The 20,689-nt window shown below is 71.5% G+C and carries 22 protein-coding genes and 1 pseudogene; 11 read left to right on the top strand and 12 right to left on the bottom strand.

The window, feature by feature from the left end:
* Positions 1 to 58: 58 nt before the first annotated feature.
* Together ASE27_RS13735 and ASE27_RS13730 are read left to right on the top strand one after the other, a co-directional pair.
* Positions 59 to 541 (top strand): annotated as a pseudogene (locus tag ASE27_RS13735) (superoxide dismutase); the annotation flags it as partial.
* Between the two features lie 68 nt (positions 542 to 609).
* The coding region (locus ASE27_RS13730; protein WP_235535441.1) for a superoxide dismutase at positions 610 to 859 on the top strand (250 nt) is incomplete at its 5' end.
* 616 nt (positions 860 to 1,475) lie between these two features.
* On the opposite strand, the gene ASE27_RS13725 is transcribed toward ASE27_RS13730, so the two are convergent.
* The 3 genes from ASE27_RS13725 to coxB are packed head-to-tail and all read right to left on the bottom strand — an operon-like array spanning position 1,476 to position 4,599.
* Complete coding sequence (locus ASE27_RS13725; RefSeq protein ID WP_056651272.1) at positions 1,476 to 1,874, bottom strand: cytochrome c oxidase subunit 4; 399 nt, start codon at positions 1,872 to 1,874, stop codon at positions 1,476 to 1,478.
* A complete protein-coding gene (ctaD, locus tag ASE27_RS13720) occupies positions 1,871 to 3,688 on the bottom strand; it encodes a cytochrome c oxidase subunit I (RefSeq protein WP_056651268.1) in 1,818 nt (605 codons plus the stop codon). The genes ASE27_RS13725 and ctaD overlap by 4 nt, the downstream gene beginning before the upstream one ends.
* Positions 3,688 to 4,599 carry a cytochrome c oxidase subunit II gene (gene coxB, locus ASE27_RS13715; protein WP_056651265.1) on the bottom strand — a complete coding sequence of 304 codons (912 nt, stop codon included), beginning with the start codon at positions 4,597 to 4,599 and terminating at the stop codon, positions 3,688 to 3,690. The genes ctaD and coxB overlap by 1 nt, the downstream gene beginning before the upstream one ends.
* A 341-nt stretch (positions 4,600 to 4,940) precedes the next feature.
* On the opposite strand from coxB, the gene ASE27_RS13710 reads away from it, so the two are divergent.
* Entirely contained in the window at positions 4,941 to 6,191 is a 1,251-nt protein-coding gene (locus tag ASE27_RS13710) for a cysteine desulfurase family protein (RefSeq protein WP_056651262.1), read from the top strand.
* Positions 6,188 to 6,553, top strand: coding sequence for a sulfurtransferase TusA family protein (locus tag ASE27_RS21185; RefSeq protein WP_369819017.1), 366 nt, complete (start codon positions 6,188 to 6,190; stop codon positions 6,551 to 6,553). The genes ASE27_RS13710 and ASE27_RS21185 overlap by 4 nt, the downstream gene beginning before the upstream one ends.
* Positions 6,554 to 6,650: 97 nt before the next feature.
* Here ASE27_RS21185 and ASE27_RS13700 read toward each other — a convergent pair whose 3' ends face one another.
* Both ASE27_RS13700 and ASE27_RS13695 read right to left on the bottom strand, forming a co-directional pair.
* Entirely contained in the window at positions 6,651 to 7,001 is a 351-nt protein-coding gene (locus tag ASE27_RS13700; protein WP_056651260.1) for an iron-sulfur cluster assembly accessory protein, read from the bottom strand.
* Positions 7,002 to 7,204: 203 nt separating this feature from the next.
* Positions 7,205 to 8,464 carry a glycerate kinase gene (locus ASE27_RS13695; RefSeq protein ID WP_157257620.1) on the bottom strand — a complete coding sequence of 420 codons (1,260 nt, stop codon included), beginning with the start codon at positions 8,462 to 8,464 and terminating at the stop codon, positions 7,205 to 7,207.
* Positions 8,465 to 8,640: 176 nt separating this feature from the next.
* Here ASE27_RS13695 and nadA point away from each other — a divergent pair, with 176 nt between their 5' ends.
* Positions 8,641 to 9,840 carry a quinolinate synthase NadA gene (gene nadA, locus ASE27_RS13690; protein ID WP_056651253.1) on the top strand — a complete coding sequence of 400 codons (1,200 nt, stop codon included), beginning with the start codon at positions 8,641 to 8,643 and terminating at the stop codon, positions 9,838 to 9,840.
* A gap of 84 nt (positions 9,841 to 9,924) precedes the next feature.
* Positions 9,925 to 10,515 (top strand): DJ-1/PfpI family protein, encoded by a 591-nt coding sequence (locus tag ASE27_RS13685; RefSeq protein ID WP_056651249.1) that lies wholly within the window; start codon positions 9,925 to 9,927, stop codon positions 10,513 to 10,515.
* A 45-nt stretch (positions 10,516 to 10,560) separates the two neighbouring features.
* On the opposite strand, the gene ASE27_RS13680 is transcribed toward ASE27_RS13685, so the two are convergent.
* Positions 10,561 to 10,947, bottom strand: a complete 387-nt coding sequence (locus tag ASE27_RS13680; RefSeq protein ID WP_235535440.1) for a DUF3817 domain-containing protein — start codon at positions 10,945 to 10,947, stop codon at positions 10,561 to 10,563.
* Between the two features lie 128 nt (positions 10,948 to 11,075).
* On the opposite strand from ASE27_RS13680, the gene ASE27_RS13675 reads away from it, so the two are divergent.
* Positions 11,076 to 11,600, top strand: coding sequence for a thioesterase family protein (locus tag ASE27_RS13675; protein ID WP_056651497.1), 525 nt, complete (start codon positions 11,076 to 11,078; stop codon positions 11,598 to 11,600).
* A gap of 26 nt (positions 11,601 to 11,626) precedes the next feature.
* Complete coding sequence (locus ASE27_RS13670) at positions 11,627 to 11,959, top strand: antibiotic biosynthesis monooxygenase (RefSeq protein ID WP_056651247.1); 333 nt, start codon at positions 11,627 to 11,629, stop codon at positions 11,957 to 11,959.
* 135 nt (positions 11,960 to 12,094) lie between these two features.
* Here ASE27_RS13670 and ASE27_RS13665 read toward each other — a convergent pair whose 3' ends face one another.
* Together ASE27_RS13665 and ASE27_RS20655 are read right to left on the bottom strand one after the other, a co-directional pair.
* On the bottom strand, positions 12,095 to 13,684 hold the full coding sequence (locus tag ASE27_RS13665) for an ABC transporter permease (RefSeq protein ID WP_200955943.1): 1,590 nt from the start codon (positions 13,682 to 13,684) through the stop codon (positions 12,095 to 12,097).
* Complete coding sequence (locus tag ASE27_RS20655) at positions 13,684 to 14,259, bottom strand: hypothetical protein (protein WP_200955942.1); 576 nt, start codon at positions 14,257 to 14,259, stop codon at positions 13,684 to 13,686. The genes ASE27_RS13665 and ASE27_RS20655 overlap by 1 nt, the downstream gene beginning before the upstream one ends.
* Positions 14,260 to 14,611: 352 nt before the next feature.
* Between ASE27_RS20655 and ASE27_RS13660 the strand changes: the two genes are divergently transcribed.
* Positions 14,612 to 15,271 carry a TetR/AcrR family transcriptional regulator gene (locus tag ASE27_RS13660; protein ID WP_056651243.1) on the top strand — a complete coding sequence of 220 codons (660 nt, stop codon included), beginning with the start codon at positions 14,612 to 14,614 and terminating at the stop codon, positions 15,269 to 15,271.
* A gap of 36 nt (positions 15,272 to 15,307) precedes the next feature.
* Here the strand turns inward: ASE27_RS13660 and ASE27_RS13655 are convergent, their stop codons facing one another.
* The 4 genes from ASE27_RS13655 to ASE27_RS13640 form a co-directional block, all read right to left on the bottom strand.
* Positions 15,308 to 16,132 carry a hypothetical protein gene (locus tag ASE27_RS13655; RefSeq protein WP_056651493.1) on the bottom strand — a complete coding sequence of 275 codons (825 nt, stop codon included), beginning with the start codon at positions 16,130 to 16,132 and terminating at the stop codon, positions 15,308 to 15,310.
* Positions 16,133 to 16,347: 215 nt separating this feature from the next.
* Complete coding sequence (locus ASE27_RS13650) at positions 16,348 to 16,758, bottom strand: VOC family protein (protein ID WP_056651239.1); 411 nt, start codon at positions 16,756 to 16,758, stop codon at positions 16,348 to 16,350.
* 10 nt (positions 16,759 to 16,768) lie between these two features.
* Positions 16,769 to 17,239: a helix-turn-helix transcriptional regulator gene (locus ASE27_RS13645; RefSeq protein WP_056651237.1), complete on the bottom strand. Its 471-nt coding sequence runs from the start codon at positions 17,237 to 17,239 to the stop codon at positions 16,769 to 16,771.
* 185 nt (positions 17,240 to 17,424) lie between these two features.
* The gene (locus ASE27_RS13640; protein ID WP_056651234.1) at positions 17,425 to 18,828 is read right to left on the bottom strand and encodes a dipeptidase; all 1,404 of its coding nucleotides are present in this window, start codon (positions 18,826 to 18,828) and stop codon (positions 17,425 to 17,427) included.
* Between the two features lie 84 nt (positions 18,829 to 18,912).
* Between ASE27_RS13640 and ASE27_RS13635 the strand changes: the two genes are divergently transcribed.
* Both ASE27_RS13635 and ASE27_RS13630 read left to right on the top strand, forming a co-directional pair.
* Positions 18,913 to 19,518: a DUF3043 domain-containing protein gene (locus ASE27_RS13635; RefSeq protein WP_056651232.1), complete on the top strand. Its 606-nt coding sequence runs from the start codon at positions 18,913 to 18,915 to the stop codon at positions 19,516 to 19,518.
* A 68-nt stretch (positions 19,519 to 19,586) separates the two neighbouring features.
* Positions 19,587 to 20,591 (top strand): aldo/keto reductase family protein, encoded by a 1,005-nt coding sequence (locus ASE27_RS13630; protein ID WP_056651229.1) that lies wholly within the window; start codon positions 19,587 to 19,589, stop codon positions 20,589 to 20,591.
* Positions 20,592 to 20,689 lie beyond the last annotated feature (98 nt).

The following is a 20,689-nucleotide window of genomic DNA, read 5'->3' as shown; positions in this document are numbered from 1 at the left end:
GGAGGCCGTGCGTCAGGGCGTGCAGGTCGCGATCGTCGTGGGCGGCGGCAACTTCGGCATGGCTGTCTACACCCTTCCCGAGCTGTCGTACGACTACGGCGCACTCGAGCCCCACATCTCCGGCCGCATCATGGAGCTGCACCACTCCAAGCACCACCAGGCCTACGTGACCGGCGCCAACACCGCGCTCGACAAGCTCGCCGAGGCCCGCGACTCGGGCGACCTGGCCGCGGTCAACCTCCACGAGAAGAACCTCGCGTTCAACCTCGGCGGCCACGTCAACCACTCCGCGTTCTGGACCAACCTCTCYCCCGAGGGCGGCGGCGAGCCCACGGGCGACATCGCCGCAGCCATCGACGAGGACTTCGGCTCGTTCGAGAAGTTCAAGAAGCACTTCGCCGCGGTCGCCGCMGGCGTCCAGGGCTCGGGCTGGGCCATCCTCGCCTGGGACACCCTCGGCAAGAAGCTCATCATCGTCCAGCTCTACGACCAGCAGGGCAACATCGCCCTGGGCCTGGTCCCCATCGTCCTGCTGGACGTCTGGGAGCACGCCTACTGCTCGTAGACGGTCCGGAAGTCCTCGTCATCGAGCCCCGCGAGCAGCTGTTNCATCCTCGCCTGGGACACCCTCGGCAAGAAGCTCATCATCGTCCAGCTCTACGACCAGCAGGGCAACATCGCCCTGGGCCTGGTCCCCATCGTCCTGCTGGACGTCTGGGAGCACGCCTACTACCTCGACTACCAGAACGTGCGCGCCGACTACGTCACCGCCTGGTGGAACCTCGTCAACTGGGCCGACGCCGACGCACGCCTCGCACGCGCCCGCACCCAGGGCGAAGGCCTCATCATCCCCGCCTGACCCTCTGCGTCGCCCCACGGGCCGCACAGCCCCCTTCTCGGGGTGCCTGTGCGGCCCGTGCGTCGTCCGGGGACGCCCACGGGGCACCGATCTCCGCGGTGCGCCAGCCGTCGCGGCTCGAACGCCGGACGTGCACACATCGAGGCGTCCCGTCCCGCTCGTCGCCGCCCAGAGTCAGCAGACCGGGACGGCGCGCGCACCGGTCAGGGCCGACGACGAGGCGCGCTCTCCTGCCGGCCTGGAAGGCTGCGACGCCGGTTCCTGCTCCGGCCTCCCTTCCTCGGCCGAGGAGCTCTGGAGGGAGGCTGCTGGGTCCGCGTGGTCGTAGGGCGGCCACAGGTGTCGCCCTCGTGGCCTCTCCGATGCTCTTCGTGCTTGCCTCCGGCAGACCACCAGGTCTTCTCGCCCAGATCGAGCAGCGCCCCTTCTCCTCGATCACACAGGCACTCCTCCGGCGACGCCCCCGGGCAACGATCACGCCCTGGGGCGGCGCGCCGGTCCCCCACGGAGAACACGCCCTCGTGCAACGTGAGCAGGAGTCCGCGCTTCGTGCCCGGGAACGCCGACGGGCCCCGCCTCCCAGAGGGAGACGGGGCCCGTCGTGACGTTCAGGCGATCAGTGCGCGTGCTGTCCGCGAGAGAACTCGAAGACCCAGCCCACCAGTGCGACGGCGCCGAGGACGGCGCCGATGCCGAAGATCCACCAGCCCAGGGCGAGGCCCAGGAAGGCGATCGCCGCTGCACCGGCGATGGCCAGCGGCCACCAGCTCCAGGGCGCGTACACGCCCTGGTCGCCGGCGCCCTGCTCGATGAGACCGTCCGGGTCGTCCTCGGGCCGGGCGTCGATGCGCTTGGCCGTCAGCGCCAGGTAGCCACCGATCATGGCCGCGAGGCCGAAGGTCAGGAACAGCGCTGCGGAGCCGACGGGCTCCCAGTGGCTCCAGAACCCGTAGACGAGCGCCACCAGGAGGAAGAACGGTGCGAGGAAGAGGTGGAGCCTCGATTCGACCTTCACTTGCCGTCCTCCTTCTCGCCGGCGTGCGGCTCGTCGATGATCATGGTCGAGGTCGACGAGCTGGAACGCTCGGTGCCCTCGACACGGTCCACGGCGGCTGCGGTCTCGCCGCGGCGGTCGGCATCGCCGTAGACCTGCTGCAGGACGCTCGGGTTGGGCTCCGCGTGGTCCATGGCCGCGACCTCAGGGTGGTGCAGGTCGAACGCGGGGCGCTCCGAACGGATCCGGGGCAGCGAGGTGAAGTTGTGCCGCGGAGGCGGGCAGGACGTCGCCCACTCGAGCGAGGCCCCGTAGCCCCACGGGTCGTCCACGGTGACCTTGGGCGCGTTGCGCCAGGTCGTGTAGACGTTCCAGAGGAACGGCAGGGTCGAGGCGGCGAGGATGAAGGCGCCGACCGTCGAGACCTGGTTCATCCACGTGAAGCCCTCCTCCGGCATGTAGTCCGCGTAACGACGCGGCATGCCAGCCACACCCAGCCAGTGCTGGACGAGGAAGGTCGCGTGGAAGCCGATGAACAGCAGCCAGAAGTGCAGCTTGCCGAGCTTCTCGTTGAGCATGCGACCCGTGAACTTGGGCCACCAGAAGTAGAAGCCCGCGAACATCGCGAACACCACGGTGCCGAAGACCACGTAGTGGAAGTGCGCCACGACGAAGTAGGAGTCGGAGAGGCTGAAGTCCAGCGCGGGGCTCGAGAGGATGACTCCCGTGAGACCACCGAAGAGGAAGGTCACGAGGAAGCCGATCGACCAGAGCATGGGCGTCTCGAACGTGAGCTTGCCCCGCCACATGGTGCCGATCCAGTTGAAGAACTTCACACCGGTCGGAACTGCGATGAGCATGGTCATGAACGCGAAGAACGGCAGCAGGACCGCACCGGTGACGTACATGTGGTGAGCCCACACCGTCACGGAGAGGGCAGCGATCGCGATCGTCGCGTAGACCAGACCCTTGTAGCCGAAGATCGGCTTGCGGCTGAAGACCGGCAGGATCTCGGAGACGATGCCGAAGAACGGCAGCGCGATGATGTAGACCTCGGGGTGCCCGAAGAACCAGAAGAGGTGCTGCCAGAGGATGGCGCCACCGTTCTCCGGGTTGAAGATCTGCGCACCCAGGCGACGGTCCGCGCCGAGCGCGAACAGCGCTGCGGCCAGCGGGGGGAAGGCCATCAGGACCAGGAGGCTCGTGACGAGCGTGTTCCAGGTGAAGATCGGCATGCGGAACATGGTCATGCCCGGGGCGCGCATCGTGATGATCGTCGTGATGAAGTTGACGGCACCGAGGATGGTTCCGAACCCGGCCAGCGCCAGGCCGAAGACCCAGAGGTCTCCACCAGCTCCTGGACTGAACGTCGTGTTCGACAGCGGCGCGTACGCGAACCACCCGAACGACGCGGCCCCCTGCGGGGTGAAGAAGCCGGCGGAGGCGATGAGCCCACCGAACAGGTACAGCCAGTACGCGAACATGTTCAGTCGCGGGAACGCGACGTCAGGCGCGCCGATCTGCAGCGGCATGATGACGTTCGCGAAGCCCGCGAACAGCGGGGTCGCGAACAGCAGCAGCATGATCGTGCCGTGCATCGTGAAGAGCTGGTTGTACTGCTCCTTGCTCTGCACGATCTGGATGCCGGGCTCGAAGAGCTCGGCACGGATCACGAGGGCCATGAGGCCACCGATGCAGAAGAAGATGAACGACGTGATCAGGTACATGTACCCGATCGTCTTGTGGTCGGTCGAGGTGACCCACTTGATGACGGTTCGTCCGAGCGTCTGGCGCTTCGGGGCGAGACCGGGAATGACTTCGGCCTGCGCGACCATCAGTTCTCACCTTCCGTGACGACGGGCTGGTTCGGGTCCTGGAGGCGGTTCAGGTCCAGCCCGAGCTCGCCGATCTGTCCCTTGTCCTCGAGCTTCTGCATCTGGGCGTCGTACTCCGCACGGGAGACCACGGCCACGTTGAAGAGCATGCCCGAGTGGTGCTCACCGCAGAGCTCGGCGCACTTGCCGGCGTAGACACCCTCACGCGTGGGGGTGACCTGGAACTCGTTGGTGCGCTCCGGGATCATGTCCATCTTGTAGAGGAACGCGGGGATCCAGAACGAGTGGATGACGTCGCGGGAGTCCAGCTTGAAGCGGACGACCTCGTTGACGGGCAGGTAGAGCGTCGGCAGCGAGGTCGCGGTGCCCGGGGCACCCTCGATCTCGTCCTCGGAACGGAGGTCGCCGACGTTGGCCTCGTGCTGGCCGGACTCGTAGACGTCGTCCGTCAGGTAGTTGAAGTCCCAGCTCCACTGCTTGCCGATGACCTGGATCTCGACGTCAGGGGTCTCGGAGAGATCCTTGATCGCCGTCATGTCACGGTCGGTGTAGTAGAAGAGCACGAGCACCATGACGATCGGCACAGCCGTGTACATGATCTCGAGGGGCAGGTGGTAGCGCGTCTGCACGGGCAGGACGTGGTCGTCCTTGCGCTTGCGGTAGGCAGCGACGCACCACAGGATCAGTCCCCACGTGATGACGCCGACGATCAGTGCCGCGATCCAGGACCCGTTCCACAGCGATGTGATGCGGGCGGTCTGGTCGGTCACCTCACCGTCGGAATATCCGGGGAGAAATCCGCGCTGAACGGTCTCACTGGCACAACCGGACGCCACCGCAGCGACAGCGACAGCGGTTGCCGTCGCTCGCAGGATGGTTCGCCGTGTGCGGCTAGGGGATTGCGAGTGCAAGGGGGGCCTTTCACTTCAACGTCCGACAGGGGGGCTCGATCTCTCCACGAGGTCCCCGCAGAACCTTCGTCCTCGACCCACAGAGCCTAGCGCTTGAATGCCCTCCCGCGCGCCGTCAACGCGCCTTGTGAACGTGACGAATCCGCCAACTTTCCCCGAAAACACGGGGTTCGGCACACCTCTGACCGTTCTGTCAGATCGTCGCTTCGCCCGAGCCTCGCGCTACCGTGCAGACTGTGAGAAGCAGCCTCGGCACATTCGGCGCATCTCCAATGAAAGTCCGCCGATCGACGGGCCCGCGGAGCCCTCCCCACCGTATTCCACGCCACTCAGGAGCACATGTGACGGATACCACCACTCCCCCGCGTCGGGTCTACCTCGACAACGGGGGCAGGGCGCTCCTGCACCCCCTCGCCCGCACCGCGTTCGACCAGGCGCTCGACGACGGCTGGGCGGATCCACGTCGACTGCACGCCGAGGCACGTCGCGCGGCCGTGCTCCTCGACGGCGCACGCGAGGCCGTCGCGGCGGGCCTGGGCGCCCGCACCGAGGAGATCCGCTTCTCGTCCTCGCACACCGCGTCGCTGCACGCGGCGGTCGGTGCGGTCGCGCTCGGGCGTCGGCGGGCTGGACCGGGCATCGTCGTCTCGGCGGTCGAGCGCGCGGCCGTCCTGCACGCGGCCGAGCTCGCGACGTCCTCGGTCACCCCCACCGCCCCCGACCTCTCCACGACGGACACCCCCCGGACGGACCTCCGCCCGGAGACCAGCGTGGCTCTCGAGACGCCGTCGACGGCGCGCCCCCTCGTGACCGTCCCGGTCGACCTGCTCGGACGGGTCGACGAGGCCGCGATGATCGCGGCCGTCTCGTCCCCGGGCGTCGCGCTCGCCGCGCTCCAGGCTGCCAACGGCGAGGTCGGGACCCTCCAGCCCGTCGGAGCCGTCCACGACGCCGCCCGCCGCGCGGGCGTCCCGCTCCTCGTGGACGCGGGCGCCGTCGTCGGGCACGCGGAGGTACCCGGTGCCTGGGACCTGCTCGCCACCGACCCGGGCGACTGGGGCGGCCCCGCCGGGGTCGGTGTCCTCGCGGTGCGCAACCGCGTCCGCTGGCGCCGCACGTGGCCCGAGGACGCCGACCCCTGGTTCCCGGGCGGGGTGAGCGTCCCCGCGGCGTTCGCCGCGGCCGTCGCGCTCCAGTCCGTCCTGGCCGACCGCGCGGCCCAGGACGCGCGCCGGCGCGCGATCGTCGCCAAGGTCCGGGCCGTCGTCGGGCAGATCCCCGACGTCGAGGTCGTGGGCGACCCCGACGACCGGCTCCCCCACGTCGTGACCTTCTCGTTCCTGTTCGTCGACGGCGAGGCCCTCGTGAGCGAGCTCGACCGTGCGGGCTTCGCGGTCGGGTCCGGCTCGGCGTGCACGTCGAGCTCGCTCGAGCCCAGCCACGTCCTGGCCGCCATGGGCGTCCTCACGCACGGCAACGTCCGCATCGCGCTCGACCGGAGCACGACCGAGGAGGACGTCGACCGCTTCCTCGCCGTCCTGCCCGGCGCCGTGGCGCGCGTGCGCGCCTCCCTCGGGGTGAGCGGGCTGTGAGCATCGAGCCGACCACGCAGCCGCCGGTCCCGGAGGTCGTCGACGCGCGCGGGCTGCGCTGCCCCCTGCCGGTCATCCGGCTCGCCGCGGTCGCGCGCGACCGGTCGCCGGGCGACGTGCTGACGGTCTGGTCGACCGACCCCGCGGCCCGCCACGACGTGCCCGCGTGGGCGCGCATGCGCGGGCATGCCGTGGTCGAGAACGCCGTGCTGGACGACGCCGTGGTCGAGACCGCGCGCGACGCGCGTCCCGCGCCCGCCGACGCCGCCCCACCGGGCGCGCAGGCGGCGGCCCAGGAGAGCACCCCGAGCGTGCCCGACGGCGGCACGACCTGGGCGATCACGATCCGTCTGGGCGGGTGAGCGGAAGGTCCGAGGACGCCGACGGCCCGGCCACCGTGAGGTGACCGGGCCGTCGTGGCTCGACCGCTGCGAGGTCCGCAGGGCCGGGCGCCGCGGATCAGCCGAACGAACCGCCGCACGCGCAGGCGCTGCCCGCGTTGGGGTTGTCGATCGTGAAGCCCTGCTTCTCGATCGTGTCGGCGAAGTCGATGGTCGCGCCGTCCAGGTAGGGGACGCTCATCTTGTCGACGACGACCTCGACGCCGTCGTAGTCCTTGAGGACGTCGCCGTCCAGGACGCGCTCGTCGAAGTAGAGCTGGTAGATCAGGCCCGAGCATCCGCCGGGCTGGACGGCGACGCGCAGACGCAGGTCGTCGCGGCCCTCCTGCTCGAGGAGGCTGCGGATCTTGCCGGCCGCGAAGTCCGTCAGCAGGACGCCGTGGGTGGCGGTCTCGGTGGTCTCGCTCATCGTGTTCTCCGCACAGTCTTCGGTGGGCTCTCGCCCCGTGGTGTGCCGTCGGCCTGCGGCTCCCGCTCCCGGGCAGGCCGATCGGTCCTCAGGCTTGTCGCATACCCGTCAACACGACGGGTCGTGGTTCTGTTCCCGAGTCTACGACGGCGGCGCCCGCGGCTCGTCGTGGGGCCCACGAGGCGGTCCGCGGGTACTGGGCCTCAGGCTCCCGGCACGCTGCCGCTCCACGTCCGCGCCACGCGCCCGACGCGTGCCCTCGCCGCCGACAGGTCGCGGCCCAGCTCGTAGGCCCCGCTGATCCCCGCGGCAGCCTGCTCGCGCCGGCCGGCGAGGACCTCCCGGGCGAGGACGACGACGGGGAGGCCGAGCGCGGCGGCCCGGCGGGCGACCTCGGGCAGGGCGCCGTCGTGCACGGCCGAGGCGTCGAGCGCATCGACGACCACGACCGCCAGGTCGGCCGCGGCGACCCGGGCGTCGAGCCCCACCACGTCCGCGACGACCGCGATGCCCGGCAGCAGCCGTGCTCCGAGCGCCGCGAGGCCGAACCCCAGCCCACCACCGGCCCCAGCACCGGGCAGCGCCGTGAGGGCACGGCTCGTCTCCCGGACGGACTGCGCCGCGCCGGCCGCGGCCCGAGCGCTCGGGCCGGGCGGCGCCGTCGGGCCTGCGAGCAGCGAGCGCGACGCCGGACCGGTCGGCACGTGCGCGAGGGCTCGCGAGACCTCGTGGGCCCAGTGCCCGTGCGCCCGCTCGAGCTCCTGGGCGAGCGCAGCCAGGGCGGGGTCCGCGTCCGCGAGCGCGCCGTTCGTCCCGTGCAGGCCCAGCAGGGGCAGGTCGGAGTCCACGGCGCCGACCAGCTCGGTCCCCGCGAGGTGCTCGCGCGCCGCGAGCACCTGGGCCGCGTCGGCCCGGCCCGCCTCGCCGAGAGCCGTGCCTCCCCGGGTCAGGGGCCCGTCCCCTGCTCCCGCGAGCGCCGCGACCAGGCCCGCGCCCGCGTCGTGCGCGCCCAGGCCGCCGGTCGCCACGACGACGCGCGACGCGAGCCGTGCGGCCTGCGCGACGACCTGCCCGACGCCGTAGCTCGTCCGCGCGCCCAGGTCGCCCTGGTCAGGGTGCGCAGAGGCGCCCGGGGGGTCGGTGGGTGCCGAGCCGACCGTCGCCCGGAGAGCCGCACCCTCGACGTACGCGGTGCGCGCGCCGCCCGTCGAAGCCTGTCCGAGGCGGAACGTCACGGGCACGTCACGCCCGCGGGTGTCACGGGCGACTGTCACGACCTCGTCCGTGACGTGCTCGGCCAGCGCGCGCAGGAAGCCGCCCGCGCCCGGGTCGAGCACGCACGCGTCGACCAGCGCCCCCGACGCCGCCCCCCAGGCCGTGGCGACCAGGTCCCGCACCTCGCTCGCGGAGAGCGTGCCGTCGGTCAGTGCGAGCGGTTCCGCGACGGCGAGGAGAAGGCGCATGGCGCGATTGTGCCAGGTCCGCGTGCCGTCGGTGGCGCAGGTCACACGGGGTCGCTCTCGCGAGGCGACCACCTCGCGAGACGGACCTGCTCACGAGACGTGCGCGGCGCCGTCGGGCGGCCCGGAGGAGCCGGACGAACCCCCTCGTCCCGGCCTCGTTGTGCGACGATGTTCCCGTGAGCACCCTGCTGGACAACACCTTTGCGGAACCTGCCCCGTCCCCCCTCCTGCTGCTCGGGCAGGGCCGGGACCTGGCCTCCGAGCGGGGGGTCGAGTGCACCGGCGAGCTGCCGGCGGCGAGCGACCCCGACCTCGTCGAACGTGCCCGCGCGGCCCGCGCCGCGCTCGGCTCGCGAGCCTTCGTGCTGGGCCACCACTACCAGCGCGACGAGGTCATCGACTTCGCGGACGTCACGGGCGACTCGTTCAAGCTCGCACGCGAGGCCGCGGCCCGCCCCGAGGCCGAGTTCATCCTCTTCTGCGGCGTGCACTTCATGGCCGAGAGCGCGGACATCCTCACCTCGGACGCCCAGCAGGTCGTCCTGCCGGACCTCGCGGCGGGCTGCTCGATGGCCGACATGGCCGCGATCAACCAGGTCGAGGACGCGTGGGAGGTCCTCCAGGACGCCGGGATCGCCGACGTCACGCTCCCCGTCACGTACATGAACTCGACCGCCGCGATCAAGGCCTTCACGGGTCGGCACGGCGGGACCATCTGCACGTCCTCGAACGCGGAGGTCGCGCTGCGGTGGGCGTTCGATCAGGTGGGTGGGGTCGACGGCACGGGCAAGGTCCTGTTCATGCCCGACCAGCACCTCGGACGCAACACTGCACTCCTCAAGCTCGGCATGTCCCCCGCGGACTGCGTCGTGTTCGACCCCCGCAAGCCCAACGGCGGCCTGACCGACGCCGAGCTGCGCGACGCCCGCATGATCCTGTGGCGCGGGCACTGCTCGGTGCACGGGCGCTTCTCCGAGCGCAACGTGACCGACATCCGTGCCGCCGTCCCTGGCGTCAACGTCCTGGTCCACCCCGAGTGCAAGAACGAGGTCGTGGAGGCCGCGGACTACGTCGGCTCGACCGAGTACATCATCAAGATGCTCGACGCGGCCGAGCCCGGCTCGTCCTGGGCGATCGGCACCGAGCTCAACCTGGTGCGCCGCGTCGCGCGCGCGCACCCGGACAAGCAGGTGCACTACCTCGACTCGACGGTCTGCTTCTGCTCGACCATGAACCGCATCGACCTGCCCCACCTCGTGTGGGCCATGGAGTCGCTCGTCGCGGGCCGCACCGTCAACCGGATCGTGGTCGACGCCGACGACGCCCACTGGGCTCGCGTCGCGCTCGACCAGATGCTCGCCCTGCCCGGGCTGTAGGACCCCCGGCGGGTCCGTCGGCGCGCGCCGGCGGACCCGCCGACCGCACGACTGCACTGCCGCAGAAGAACCGAGGGGTGAGTGATGACCACCGGAAACGGTCTGAGCATCGGCATCTACGTGTTCGACGGGGCCGAGGAGCTCAACGTCGCCGGCCCCTTCGAGGTGTTCACCGCGTGGCGCGAGCGCTCTGCCCTCAAGCCGCGGGTCGCCACGTTCTCGTGGGACGGGCGCGGGGTCCGGCTGGCGCAGGGCCTGCACATGGTGCCCGACAGCTCGGCCGACGACGTCGGCCCCCTCCAGCTTCTCGTCTATCCGGGCGGTCCCGGGGTGCAGCCGCTCGTCGGCGACCGGATCCATCTCGAGTGGCTCCACGCCATGCGCGTCCAGACCCCGCTGCTCGCGAGCGTGTGCACGGGCTCGCTCGTCCTGGCAGCAGCCGGGCTGCTCGCCGGTCGCCCCGCGACGACCCACTGGGACCACTACGACGAGCTGGCCGGGATCGACCCCAGCATCATGGTCGACACCGAGACCCGCTTCGTCGACGACGGCGACGTCGTCACCTCGGCAGGAGTCTCGGCCGGGATCGACATGGCGCTCCACCTGGTCGAGCGGTTCGAGAACGCGGAGGTCGCGGACCAGGTGCGCCACGACCTGCAGTACGAGGGCGCCTGAGCCCGAGGGAGGGCGCGTCGCCGGACAGGCGGACCGGCGCGTCCGTCAGGCGCTCGTGCGCTCCTCGTACCGGCCCGATCGGTGGGCCCACCGGTCGAACACGACCGTGAGGAACGGCGGCAGCGTCGCCGCGAGGGCGAAGAACACGGTCAGGAGCGTCCAGCGCTGGCGGACCGCGACGAGGATCGCGAGGAGGACGTACGCGATCACGAGCGCGCCGTGGACCGGGCCGAAGACCTTCACCCCGATCTCGGAGGCCTCGGCGATCCACTTGACGTACATCCCGACGAGCAGGCCCGCCCAGGAGAACGCCTCGGCGATCGCGACCGCGCGGAAGGCGCGGACGCTCCAGTGGTGCGAGGTCGTGGGCTGCGCGGCCTGGTCGGCGTGCGTGGCGCTGTCGGGCAGGGGGGCGGCGGTCCGGGAGGTCACGGGGGCCATCCTCACACGTCGCCCTGGACGGTCCGAAACCCTGTGGCGCGTCTCCGCGACGGCCTCGGCCTGGCGTGACGTCGCCCGGGATACCTGATACCGCACGTTCCGGGTTGTACCCTGCGACGGTGACCCGACAGATCCAGCTCACGATCGCCAGCACCCTGCCGCGCAAGGCCGTCCCGGGCCGCGGGGTACTCGACCCCTCCGTGACACGCATGCGCGTGCGCCCGGGCGACCTCGACTTCTACCTGCACGTGAACAACGGCGTGTACCTGCAGATGATGGACGTGGCCCGCAGCAACTTCCTCGCCGACCTCGGCGCGTTCGGCCTGCTCCGCGACAAGGGCTGGTACCCCGTCGTGGCCTCCTCGACCATGAAGTACCGCCGCTCTCTCCAGCTGTGGGACCGCTTCGAGATCACGACCCGGGTGCTCGGGTGGGACGAGCGCGTCGTCTACCTCGAGCAGGTCTTCTCCCGGGGCGGCGACCTGTGCGCCCGCGGGCTGATCGCGGGCCGGTTCCTCTCGAAGGCGGGCGACCGCATCCCCGGGCCCGACGTCGTCGGGCTGCTGGGCGCGGACGTCACGAGCCCCGAGCTCCCCGCGGACGTGCGCGACTGGGCCCAGGCCGTGGACGTCGCGGCCCGCTGACCTCCGGTCGCCCTAGGGTCGTGGCCATGACCGACGAGGTGCTCGAGCACGCCCTGCTGCACGTGGTTCCCGGCCGCGAACAGGCCTTCGAGGAGGCCTTCGGCACGGCGCGCGGGATCATCGCGTCCGTGCCGGGCTTCCGCGACCTCTCGCTCGGCCGCTGCCTCGAGCGGCCCGCGACGTACCTCCTGCTCGTGCGCTGGGACAGCCTCGAGGCACACACCGTGGGTTTCCGCGGCTCGGCCGGGTACCAGGAGTGGAAGGCGCTGCTCCACCACTTCTACGAGCCGTTCCCGGTCGTCGAGCACTTCCGCGAGGTGTCGTGGGACGAGGCCGACCCGACCACCCGTCCCGCCTGACGCACAGCCTGGGCTCCGGTCCCCAGGAAGCCCTCGCGCGACGCGGCGCGGCGAGGGCAGCGCCCGCCAGGATCGTCACGAGCCTGGCGGGCACCACCTGGAGGGGCCGGTGGGCTCTGCGGGGAGCCGCCGACGCTAGACGAGGGCGAGCTCCTTGACCGGCTCGGGCTCGTCGGCGTCCGGCTCGTGCGGCACCGACCCGGTGCGCAGCGGCTTGAACCTGTCGATGACCACGACCAGCGCGAGGGACACGGCTCCCCAGATCCCGAACGTGGTCAGGTGCGCACCGACCGTGTCGCCGCCGAAGTAGAGGATCGAGCGGATCGCCTCCACGGCCGCGGGCATGGGCAGGATCTCGTGCAGGACCCGGAAGACCTCCGGCTCCATGTAGATCGACAGCCCGCCCCCCGAGGCGGGGACGCCGACGAGCATCAGGATGCCGACCGCGGGGACCACCGCGAGCATCCCGAACAGCCGTTCGAGCACCGCGCTGAACATGGCCACGCAGAAGATCGCGACGATCCCTGTGCCCCACAGCGGCCAGAAGTGCCCGGACACGCTCCCGGTGATCGGACCGGCGATGAGCCACAGGACCGCCGACATGAACACCGCCCACCCCGCCACGATGGGCACGAGCCGGCGCAGCGGTCGGGAGCTCGGTGCCGCGTTGGCGCCGACGATGATGATCATGAATCCCGACAGGACCCAGCCCATGGCCAGGTACATGCTCACCGAGCCCATGGTGTCGGTGGTCGACAACGGGGCGACGTCGTCGGTCTCGAGGTCGAGCTGCTGCCCCGCGGCGACCTGACCGAACACCGCCGTGACGACCTGCTTCGCGCTGGCGCCGGCGGCCTGGTTGGTCACCAGGGTCGCGCTCGGGCGCTCGGCCGACGGCAGGACGAACGCCGCGCTGACCGTGCGGTCCCGCACCTGGGTGCGCGCCTCGTCGGCCGAGCCCACGGCCCGCAGGTCGAACAGGCCCGGCATGCTCCGGTCGAGCCCGTCGACCGCGTCCTGGGCCTGGTCCACCGTGGCGCCGACGACCGCGACGGGCATGTCCCGCGGCGTCGGGGACGACATGGCGCCGAGCATGACCGAGATCATCATGGTGACCATCGCGAGCGGGAAGAAGAGCAGGGCGGCATAGCGCCACCGGCGGGTCGCAGGCCGCGGACCGCCGTGCAGCGAGGGCACGGTCACGGGGGGCGGCCCCGCGTCCGGGTTGCGGCGGCGCTTGCGAGCGTCGAACACGAGCGTCAGCACCAGAGCGACGACCGCACCCACGACCAGGACCAGCAGGTGCGAGCCCACGCCTGACCCGTCGAAGTACAGGACCGAGCGCAGCGCCTCACCGACCGCCGGCAGGGGAAGGAACCCGTGCAGGACCGTGAAGAACTCCGGCATGGTGTAGACGCTCATGCTCATGTTCGAGGCCGGCATGCCCAGCACGGTCAGGAGGAGCATGGCCGCGATCACGGCCATGGGCCCCAGGAAGCGCGTCAGCAGGAGCTGGACCGCGCCGACCGAGAAGACCCCCAGCCAGGCGATGCCCAGCACCTCCGGGGTGTGCCCCTGGACCACGCCGAGCAGCGGACCGGTGACCGTCCAGACGAGGGCCGCGACCAGGGCGGCCCAGCCGGCCAGGAGCGGTATCGCTCGCCGGAAGCGCAGGAGCTCGGGCGAGTTGGAGAGGGTCACGCTGAAGGGCAGGTAGCCGGCCATCACCAGGCCGTGGCCAGGAACATCGCGCCCAGGCCCGCCGGGTCGGACGTGGGGAGCGGGGCGAGGTCCTCGGTCTCCAGGGTCAGCCCCTGGGCCAGGACCTGCGGGGCGAGCATGCCCGTGACGGTCGAGGACTGCGACGCCCCGGCCGAGCTTGCGGTGTACACCGTCGCAGCGCCGTCGGCGACGTGCACGGCTCCGGACACCTCCCGGTCGAGCACCAGGCCGCGCGCCTCCTCGTCGGAGCCGACGAGGAGGACGTCGACGGCGTCGGGGTCGGCAGCCTCCAGCGCGTCGGCGAAGGCCTGGGCCCGCGGCGCGCTGCCCGAGACGGCGACGGGCATGTCGTGCGGCGCCGGGGCGTGCATGGTGCCCAGGTAGCCGCTGATCATCATCGACACCATGACGAGCGGCATGAAAAACATTGCCACGTAGCGCCCGATGGTCTCGGCCTTGGCGCGCTTGAGGGCGGCCGCCTCGGCGTCGGCCTCAGCGCCGTCCGTCGTCGTGACGGCCGGGGAGTCGGGGTCCGGTAGCACCTGGTCCGAGCTGCGCGCGGGTGTCTTGTTGCTCAAGTGTGTGCTCCTGTACGGCGTGGCGAGAGGGCGACGTGCTACCCCGTGCGCCGTTGCAAGGGCGCCGCCTCGATGTGCGGCTGGGATGAACCAACCGGACGAGATTACGCCACGTGGCGTAAAAATGTCACGTGCTGGACGCGAGGGTCCCGCCCAGCGACGCGGCGAGCACCCCGGCCGTCCGGATGGCATGATCGCCGCAGTCGGGACCGCCGCACGAGCCGTGGCTGCCGGCTGTCCACGGAGCCTGACGGGAGCGGGCTCGTGCCCGCGCAGGTCGGAGCCCCTGACCGGTCCTCGACGAGGCGCCCCCAGCACACGACCGAACCACCACGAGACGAGGCCCCACCGCATGGGACAGCACAGCGACCGGGCGCGCGAGACGCTGCTGAACTCGGCCGAGGAGCTCTTCGCGCGCGACGGCATCGACGCGGTGTCCAACCGGCGGATCACCGAGCACGCGGGCACCGCCAACCACTCGGCCATCGCCTACCACTTCGGCGGCCGCGACGAGCTGCTGCGCGCGCTGCTGGGCCGGCACCTCGAGGAGATGAACAGGCGCCGGACGGCGCTCGTCGCATCCTTGAACGACGACTCCGACGTGCGCGACCTGCTCGCCTGCCTGCTCCTGCCCTGGATCGAGCACCTGGCATCGTTGCCCGTCCCCAGCTGGCGTGCGCGGTTCGTCTTCCAGGTCCGCACGGTCCCCTCGGTCGCCGAGGCGCTCGCCGGACTGACCACGGCCAACCCCGTCGTCGAGGACCTCGTCCGCCGGCTGCAGGCCGCACTGAGCGACCTCCCCCCACGCGTGGTCCGGGGACGTTTCGAGATCCTCGGCCCCATGACCCTGGGCGTCTGCGCCGAGCACGAGGCGCGCGTCCACGAGGGGACCCCGCCGGCCTGGACCGGGGTCGGCTACTTCCTGATCGACGCGAGCGCGGGCATGCTCGCGGCGCCCGTCACGCACCCCGACGACTACCTCACGGTCCCCAGCACGCCGTTCCTCCTGTGAGGCGGCAGGTCGCCCCGACCGTCCCGACGCGCTCTCTCACCCCTGCGCGTCCAGCCACGCCCGAACGTCCTCGAGCTGCGTCAGGATCGTGGTCAGGTCCTGCGTGAGGTGCTGGCCTCGCGCCACGGCGACGCACCGGTCGACCTCGTCGAGCATGCGCCGCGCCGTCCCGGCGTCGTCGAGCCGCACGGCGAGCTCGGCCCGGTAGGCCTGGGCCTCGACCCGGTCACGCGCCGACGCGCCGGCGTCCCCGAGGGCCTCGTCACGCCGCAGTGCGCCGTCGAGGATCTTCGCGGCCTGCTCGACGTCGCCGCGCGAGTCCGCCTGGACCACCGCGTTCGAGACGGCTCGCAGCAGGCGGGACTCACCTGCCAAGGCCTCGCCGATCCCTGCCGCATCGACGTCGCCGGCCGGCACCTCGGGCACCGGGCCGGCCGCCCTGTCGGCCGCGACCCCCGCCGGCTCGCTCGCGGCCCTCCGCACGACGCGGATCCAGTTGCCCGCAGGGTCCACCAGGCTGAAGCCGCTCAGACCGTCCGCGTTCGCCCGACGGCGAGGCCGGGTGATCCGGGGGAACCCGCTCAGCGGGAGCCTCCCGTGGACCGCGCGCAGGCCCGCGGCCCACGCCTCGTACAGCGGCTCGGTGTCGTCGACCACGACCAGGCACGAGCCGTACGAGTCCTCCGGACGGAAGCCGTCGATCCCGAAGTAGTGCAGGTCGATACCCTCCCGCCGGAGCGCGAGGTACGGGTTCGGTCGGGTCTGCCGGAAGGTGACCTCGAACCCGAGGGCCGCGGCGAAGTCACCGATCTCGTCGATCGAAGCACACGGCAGCAAGGGGACCATCGACTCGTTCGCCATGTCCCCATCCCACCACCGGTCGCAGGAGACGACCACCGCCCAGGCGCCGGACGACGCGACCTCCGCGCGCGGTGACACGGCTGCGCGCGGAGGGGACGTCGTCGGGCAGAGTCTGCCCTGGGTGGCGGGGACTCCCGCGGCTCAGGGCGCGGAGGCTTCCCCGCTGCTCAGGCCGCAGCCGCTGCCCCTGTTCAGGCCGCAGCCGCTGTCCCTTTTCAGGCCGCGACCGCCTGAGCCACCCGCACCATGTTGCCCGACGGGTCCCTGAACGCGCAGTCTCGCGGGCCCCAGTCCTGGTCCATGGGCTCCTGGAGGACCTCGGCACCCGAGGCCCGGACGGTCTCGAAGAGCGCGTCGACGTCGTCGGTCTCGAACACGAGGATCGGCAGGACGCCCTTGATCATGAGCTCCTGGAGCGCGTCCCCGTCGGCCTGCGACCGGCCCGCGTGCGGGGCCGAGAGCACGATCCCGAGCCCCGGCTGCACGTCGGACCCGAGCGTGACCCAGCGGAACCCGCCGGCGCCCACGTCGTTGTGCACCTTGAGGCCGAGCGCGTCGCCGTAGAAGGTGATCGACTCGTCGACGTCGTTGACGGTGATGTTGCAGAACTTCAGCGAGATGGTCATGTCGGCGACTCTAGGACGAGGCCCGTGCGCTCGCTTCTCCGATCCTGCTCGATGCTCCGGCCGCACCTGCGGACGCGCCCGTCGCTCCGCGGGCCGGGCGCGTGAGGACCTGCGCGACGCACGGCGGCATCGCCTTCACGGCAGCGTGCTCGCGGCTCCGGTACACCGACGGGGGCTCGCCCACGATCTCCGCGAACTTCGCGCTGAACGAACCGAGCGACGTACACCCCACGGCCATGCACGCGTCCGTGACGCTCGCGCCGCCGCGCAGCAGGGCCATGGCGCGCTCGATCCGGCGCGTCATGAGGTAGCAGTAGGGCGTCTCGCCGTAGGCAGCGCGGAACCGGCGCGAGAAGTGCGCCGGAGACATGAGGGCCTTGCGCGCCATGGTCGGGACGTCGAGCGGCGCCGCGTACTCCCGGTCCATCAGGTCCCGGGCGCGGCGCAGCAGGACGAGCTCCTCGAGATCCTGCGGGGTCATGCTCCGAAAGTAGCACCGGGCTCCCCCGCCAGACAGGGCGGGCGTCGGGGAGCGGTACGGGCCGCCCGTCGGCCACGCCTCGCCTCCCCCGGCCCAGGTCCTGACGACCCGAGGCCGGGTCCGGGGTCGCCGTCAGACCGACGGCGACCCCGGACCCGGCCTCGGGTGACAGGAGCGCGGGGGCGTCAGCCCTGCGCGAGCCTCGTGAGCAGCAGCGCCTCGGCCAGGACGACCTTCTCGAGCTCGCCCAGGTGGACGGACTCGTTGGCTCCGTGCGCCCGCGAGTCCGGGTCCTCGACGCCCGTGACGAGGATCGACGCGTCCGGGAAGACGTCGAGCAGGTCGGCGATGAAGGGGATCGACCCGCCGATGCCGATGTCGACCGGAGCCGTGCCCCACGACGTCTCGAAGGCCCAGCGCGCGGCCTGCATCGCCACGGAGTCGGTCGGCGCCTGGAACGGCTTGCCGAGCTCGCCGTCACGGACCGTGACCTGCGCTCCGAAGGGAGCGTTCGCCTCGAGGTGCGTCCGCAGCGCGGCGAGCGCGGCGGCGGGGTCCTGGCCGGGCGCGATGCGCAGCGAGAGCTTGGCGGTCGCGCGCGGGGTCAGCGTGTTGGACGCGTGCGCGACGCTCGGGGCGTCGATCCCGATGACCGACAGCGCGGGCTTGGTCCACAACCGGCCGGACAGGGCACCCTCCCCCGCGAGACGGACCCCGTCGAGGACCGAGGAGTCGGCGCGGAAGTCCGCCTCCTCGTAGTCGACGCTCGGGTCCGGCGCGGACACCAGCCCGTCGACCGCGACGTTGCCCTGGTCGTCGTGGAGCGTCGTGATCAGGCGCGCGAGCAGCGTGAGCGCGTCGAGCACCGGGCCGCCGAACATGCCCGAGTGCACCGCGTGGCCCAGCACGGCGACCTCGACCTCGCAGTCGACCAGCCCGCGCAGGCTCGTCGTGAGCCCCGGCACCCCGACCTTCCAGTTCGAGGAGTCCGCGACGACGATCACGTCGGCCGCGAGCAGGTCCTGGTACTGGTGCAGGAAGGGCAGGAAGCTCGGCGAGCCGACCTCCTCCTCGCCCTCGACGAAGACCGTGACGCCGATCGGCAGGTCCTCCCCGAGCGCGGCGAGCGCCCGCAGCGCACCGACGTGCGCGACGATCCCGGCCTTGTCGTCGGCCGCACCACGACCGAACAGGCGACCGTCGACCTCGGTCGGGACGAACGGGTCGGTGTCCCACGCGGCGGCGTCACCCGGGGGCTGGACGTCGTGGTGCGCGTAGAGCAGGACCGTGGGCGCGCCCTCGGGGGCCGGGCGGCGCGCGACGACCGCGGGCGCGCCGAGCGGGCCCGCGACCCCGGTCGCCTGCAGGATCTGCACCTCGGGCAGACCGGCCCCGCGCAGGAGCTCGGCCACGGCCTCGGCGCTCGCCGCGACGTGGGCCTGGTCGAACGCCGAGTTGGACACTGACGGGATGCGCACGAGCGCCTCGAGGTCCTCGCGCAGGGCGGGGAAGAGCTCGGCGACCCGGGCGCGCAGGTGAGCGACGTCGTCGGGCTCGGAAGGAGTACTGGTTCCAGGTGTGCTGTTCACCCGGCCAACGCTACCCGTCGGTACGTTCTCGCTCCGGCCCACGCGCGTGACGAGGCAGCCCCCGTCCTCGACTACGCTGGACCTGTGTTCTCACGCAACAAGTCCTCCGCGCCCTCGTCGAACGACGCCCCCGATCCCGTTGCCGCTGCAGCCGAGATCGAGAAGGCCGGCGGCAAGGGCAGGCCGACGCCCAAGCGCAAGGTCGCCGAGGCCGCCAACAAGCGCCCGCTCGTGCCCTCGGACCGCAAGTCCGCGGCCAAGACGGCGCGCCAGCAGCAGCGTGACGCACGCGACCGCCAGTTCCAGGCCATGCAGACGGGCGACGAGCGCTACATGCCTGCCCGCGACAAGGGCCCGGTCAAGCGCTACGTGCGCGACTACGTGGATGCCCGCTGGAACCTGGGCGAGTTCTTCCTGCCCGTGGCTCTGGTGTTCATCGTCCTGACGTTCGTGTTCAACCAGAACCTGAACATGGCGACGATCATCATCTTCGTGCTCTACGGGATCGTGCTCATCACGATCATCGACGCGTTCATCATGTGGCGTTCGCTCAAGAAGCGCCTGATCGCCAAGTTCGGGCCGTCCGCCCCCAAGGGCAACGCCATGTACGCCGTGATGCGCGCGTTCCAGCTGCGCCGCGCGCGCCTGCCCAAGCCCATGCACAAGAAGCACGGCACCTTCCCCGAGTAGCCGCCCGCCGGGCCGCCGGACGGGCCGGAGTTGCACCGAGGTGCCCCGGGCAACCTAGTGTTGTCCCCATGCCCAACTACCGCTTCCTCGGCAACTCCGGTCTCAAGATCTCCGAGATCACCTACGGCAACTGGCTCACCCACGGCTCGCAGGTCGAGAACGACGTCGCCACCCAGTGCGTCCACGCCGCCCTCGACGCCGGCATCACCACGTTCGACACCGCGGACGTCTACGCGAACACCAAGGCCGAGCAGGTCCTCGGCGACGCCCTCAAGGGCCAGCGCCGCGAGTCGCTCGAGATCTTCACCAAGGTCTACTGGCCCACGGGCCCCGGTGGGGCCAACGACTCGGGCCTGTCGCGCAAGCACGTCATGGAGTCCATCAACGGCTCGCTCCAGCGCCTCGGCACCGACTACGTCGACCTCTACCAGGCGCACCGGTTCGACCAGTCGACCCCGCTCGAGGAGACGATGCAGGCGTTCGCCGACATCGTCCGCCAGGGCAAGGCCCTCTACATCGGCGTGAGCGAGTGGACCGCGGACCAGATCCGTGCGGGCCACGCCCTGTCGAAGGAGCTCGGCTTCCAGCTCATCTCGTCCCAGCCGCAGTACTCGATGCTGTGGCGCGTCATCGAGGACGAGGTCGTCCCGACCTCGCGCGAGCTGGGCCTGTCCCAGATCGTCTGGTCCCCCGTCGCCCAGGGCGTCCTGTCCGGCAAGTACCTGCCCGGCCAGCCCGCCCCGGCGGGTTCGCGTGCCACGGACGCCAACGGCTCGCGCTTCATCCAGCAGTTCATGACCGAGGACGTGCTCACGCGCGTCCAGCAGCTCAAGGCCGTCGCCGACGAGCTGAGCCTGACCCAGGCACAGCTCGCGGTCGCGTGGGTCCTGCAGAACGACAACGTCGCTGCCGCCCTGATCGGCGCCTCGCGCCCCGAGCAGGTCGCCGAGAACGTCAAGGCCTCGGGCGTGGTCATCCCCGCCGAGCTCATGACGAAGATCGACGAGATCCTCGGCGACGTCGTCGAGCGCGACGCGGGCAAGACCGCCGCCGGAGCCCCCGGACCGCGCTGACGCTGTTCGCTGTTCGCAGGACCTGAGCGAGTTGTCAGAAGTGCACCGGGGAATACCCCGGTGCACTTCTGACAACTGAGGGGGGACCTCCGCTCGCA

The sequence above is a fragment of the Oerskovia sp. Root918 genome (assembly GCF_001428945.1).
In the GTDB taxonomy this organism is placed as follows: Bacteria; Actinomycetota; Actinomycetes; order Actinomycetales; family Cellulomonadaceae; genus Oerskovia; species Oerskovia enterophila.
Note: the sequence above shows the minus strand (reverse complement) of the source record. Positions and strands in the feature narration are given on the sequence as shown.

Coding starts and splice junctions, on each gene's coding strand:
- ctaD (WP_056651268.1), bottom strand. CDS start 3,688: ATGGTCGCGCAGGCCGAAGTCATTCCCGGTCTCGCCCCGAAGCGCCAG.
- ASE27_RS13700 (WP_056651260.1), bottom strand. CDS start 7,001: ATGAGCGAGACCACCGAGACCGCCACCCACGGCGTCCTGCTGACGGAC.
- ASE27_RS13695 (WP_157257620.1), bottom strand. CDS start 8,464: ATGCGCCTTCTCCTCGCCGTCGCGGAACCGCTCGCACTGACCGACGGC.
- ASE27_RS13685 (WP_056651249.1), top strand. CDS start 9,925: ATGACCACCGGAAACGGTCTGAGCATCGGCATCTACGTGTTCGACGGG.
- ASE27_RS13670 (WP_056651247.1), top strand. CDS start 11,627: ATGACCGACGAGGTGCTCGAGCACGCCCTGCTGCACGTGGTTCCCGGC.
- ASE27_RS13665 (WP_200955943.1), bottom strand. CDS start 13,684: ATGGCCGGCTACCTGCCCTTCAGCGTGACCCTCTCCAACTCGCCCGAG.
- ASE27_RS13660 (WP_056651243.1), top strand. CDS start 14,612: ATGGGACAGCACAGCGACCGGGCGCGCGAGACGCTGCTGAACTCGGCC.
- ASE27_RS13655 (WP_056651493.1), bottom strand. CDS start 16,132: ATGGCGAACGAGTCGATGGTCCCCTTGCTGCCGTGTGCTTCGATCGAC.
- ASE27_RS13650 (WP_056651239.1), bottom strand. CDS start 16,758: ATGACCATCTCGCTGAAGTTCTGCAACATCACCGTCAACGACGTCGAC.
- ASE27_RS13645 (WP_056651237.1), bottom strand. CDS start 17,239: ATGACCCCGCAGGATCTCGAGGAGCTCGTCCTGCTGCGCCGCGCCCGG.
- ASE27_RS13630 (WP_056651229.1), top strand. CDS start 19,587: ATGCCCAACTACCGCTTCCTCGGCAACTCCGGTCTCAAGATCTCCGAG.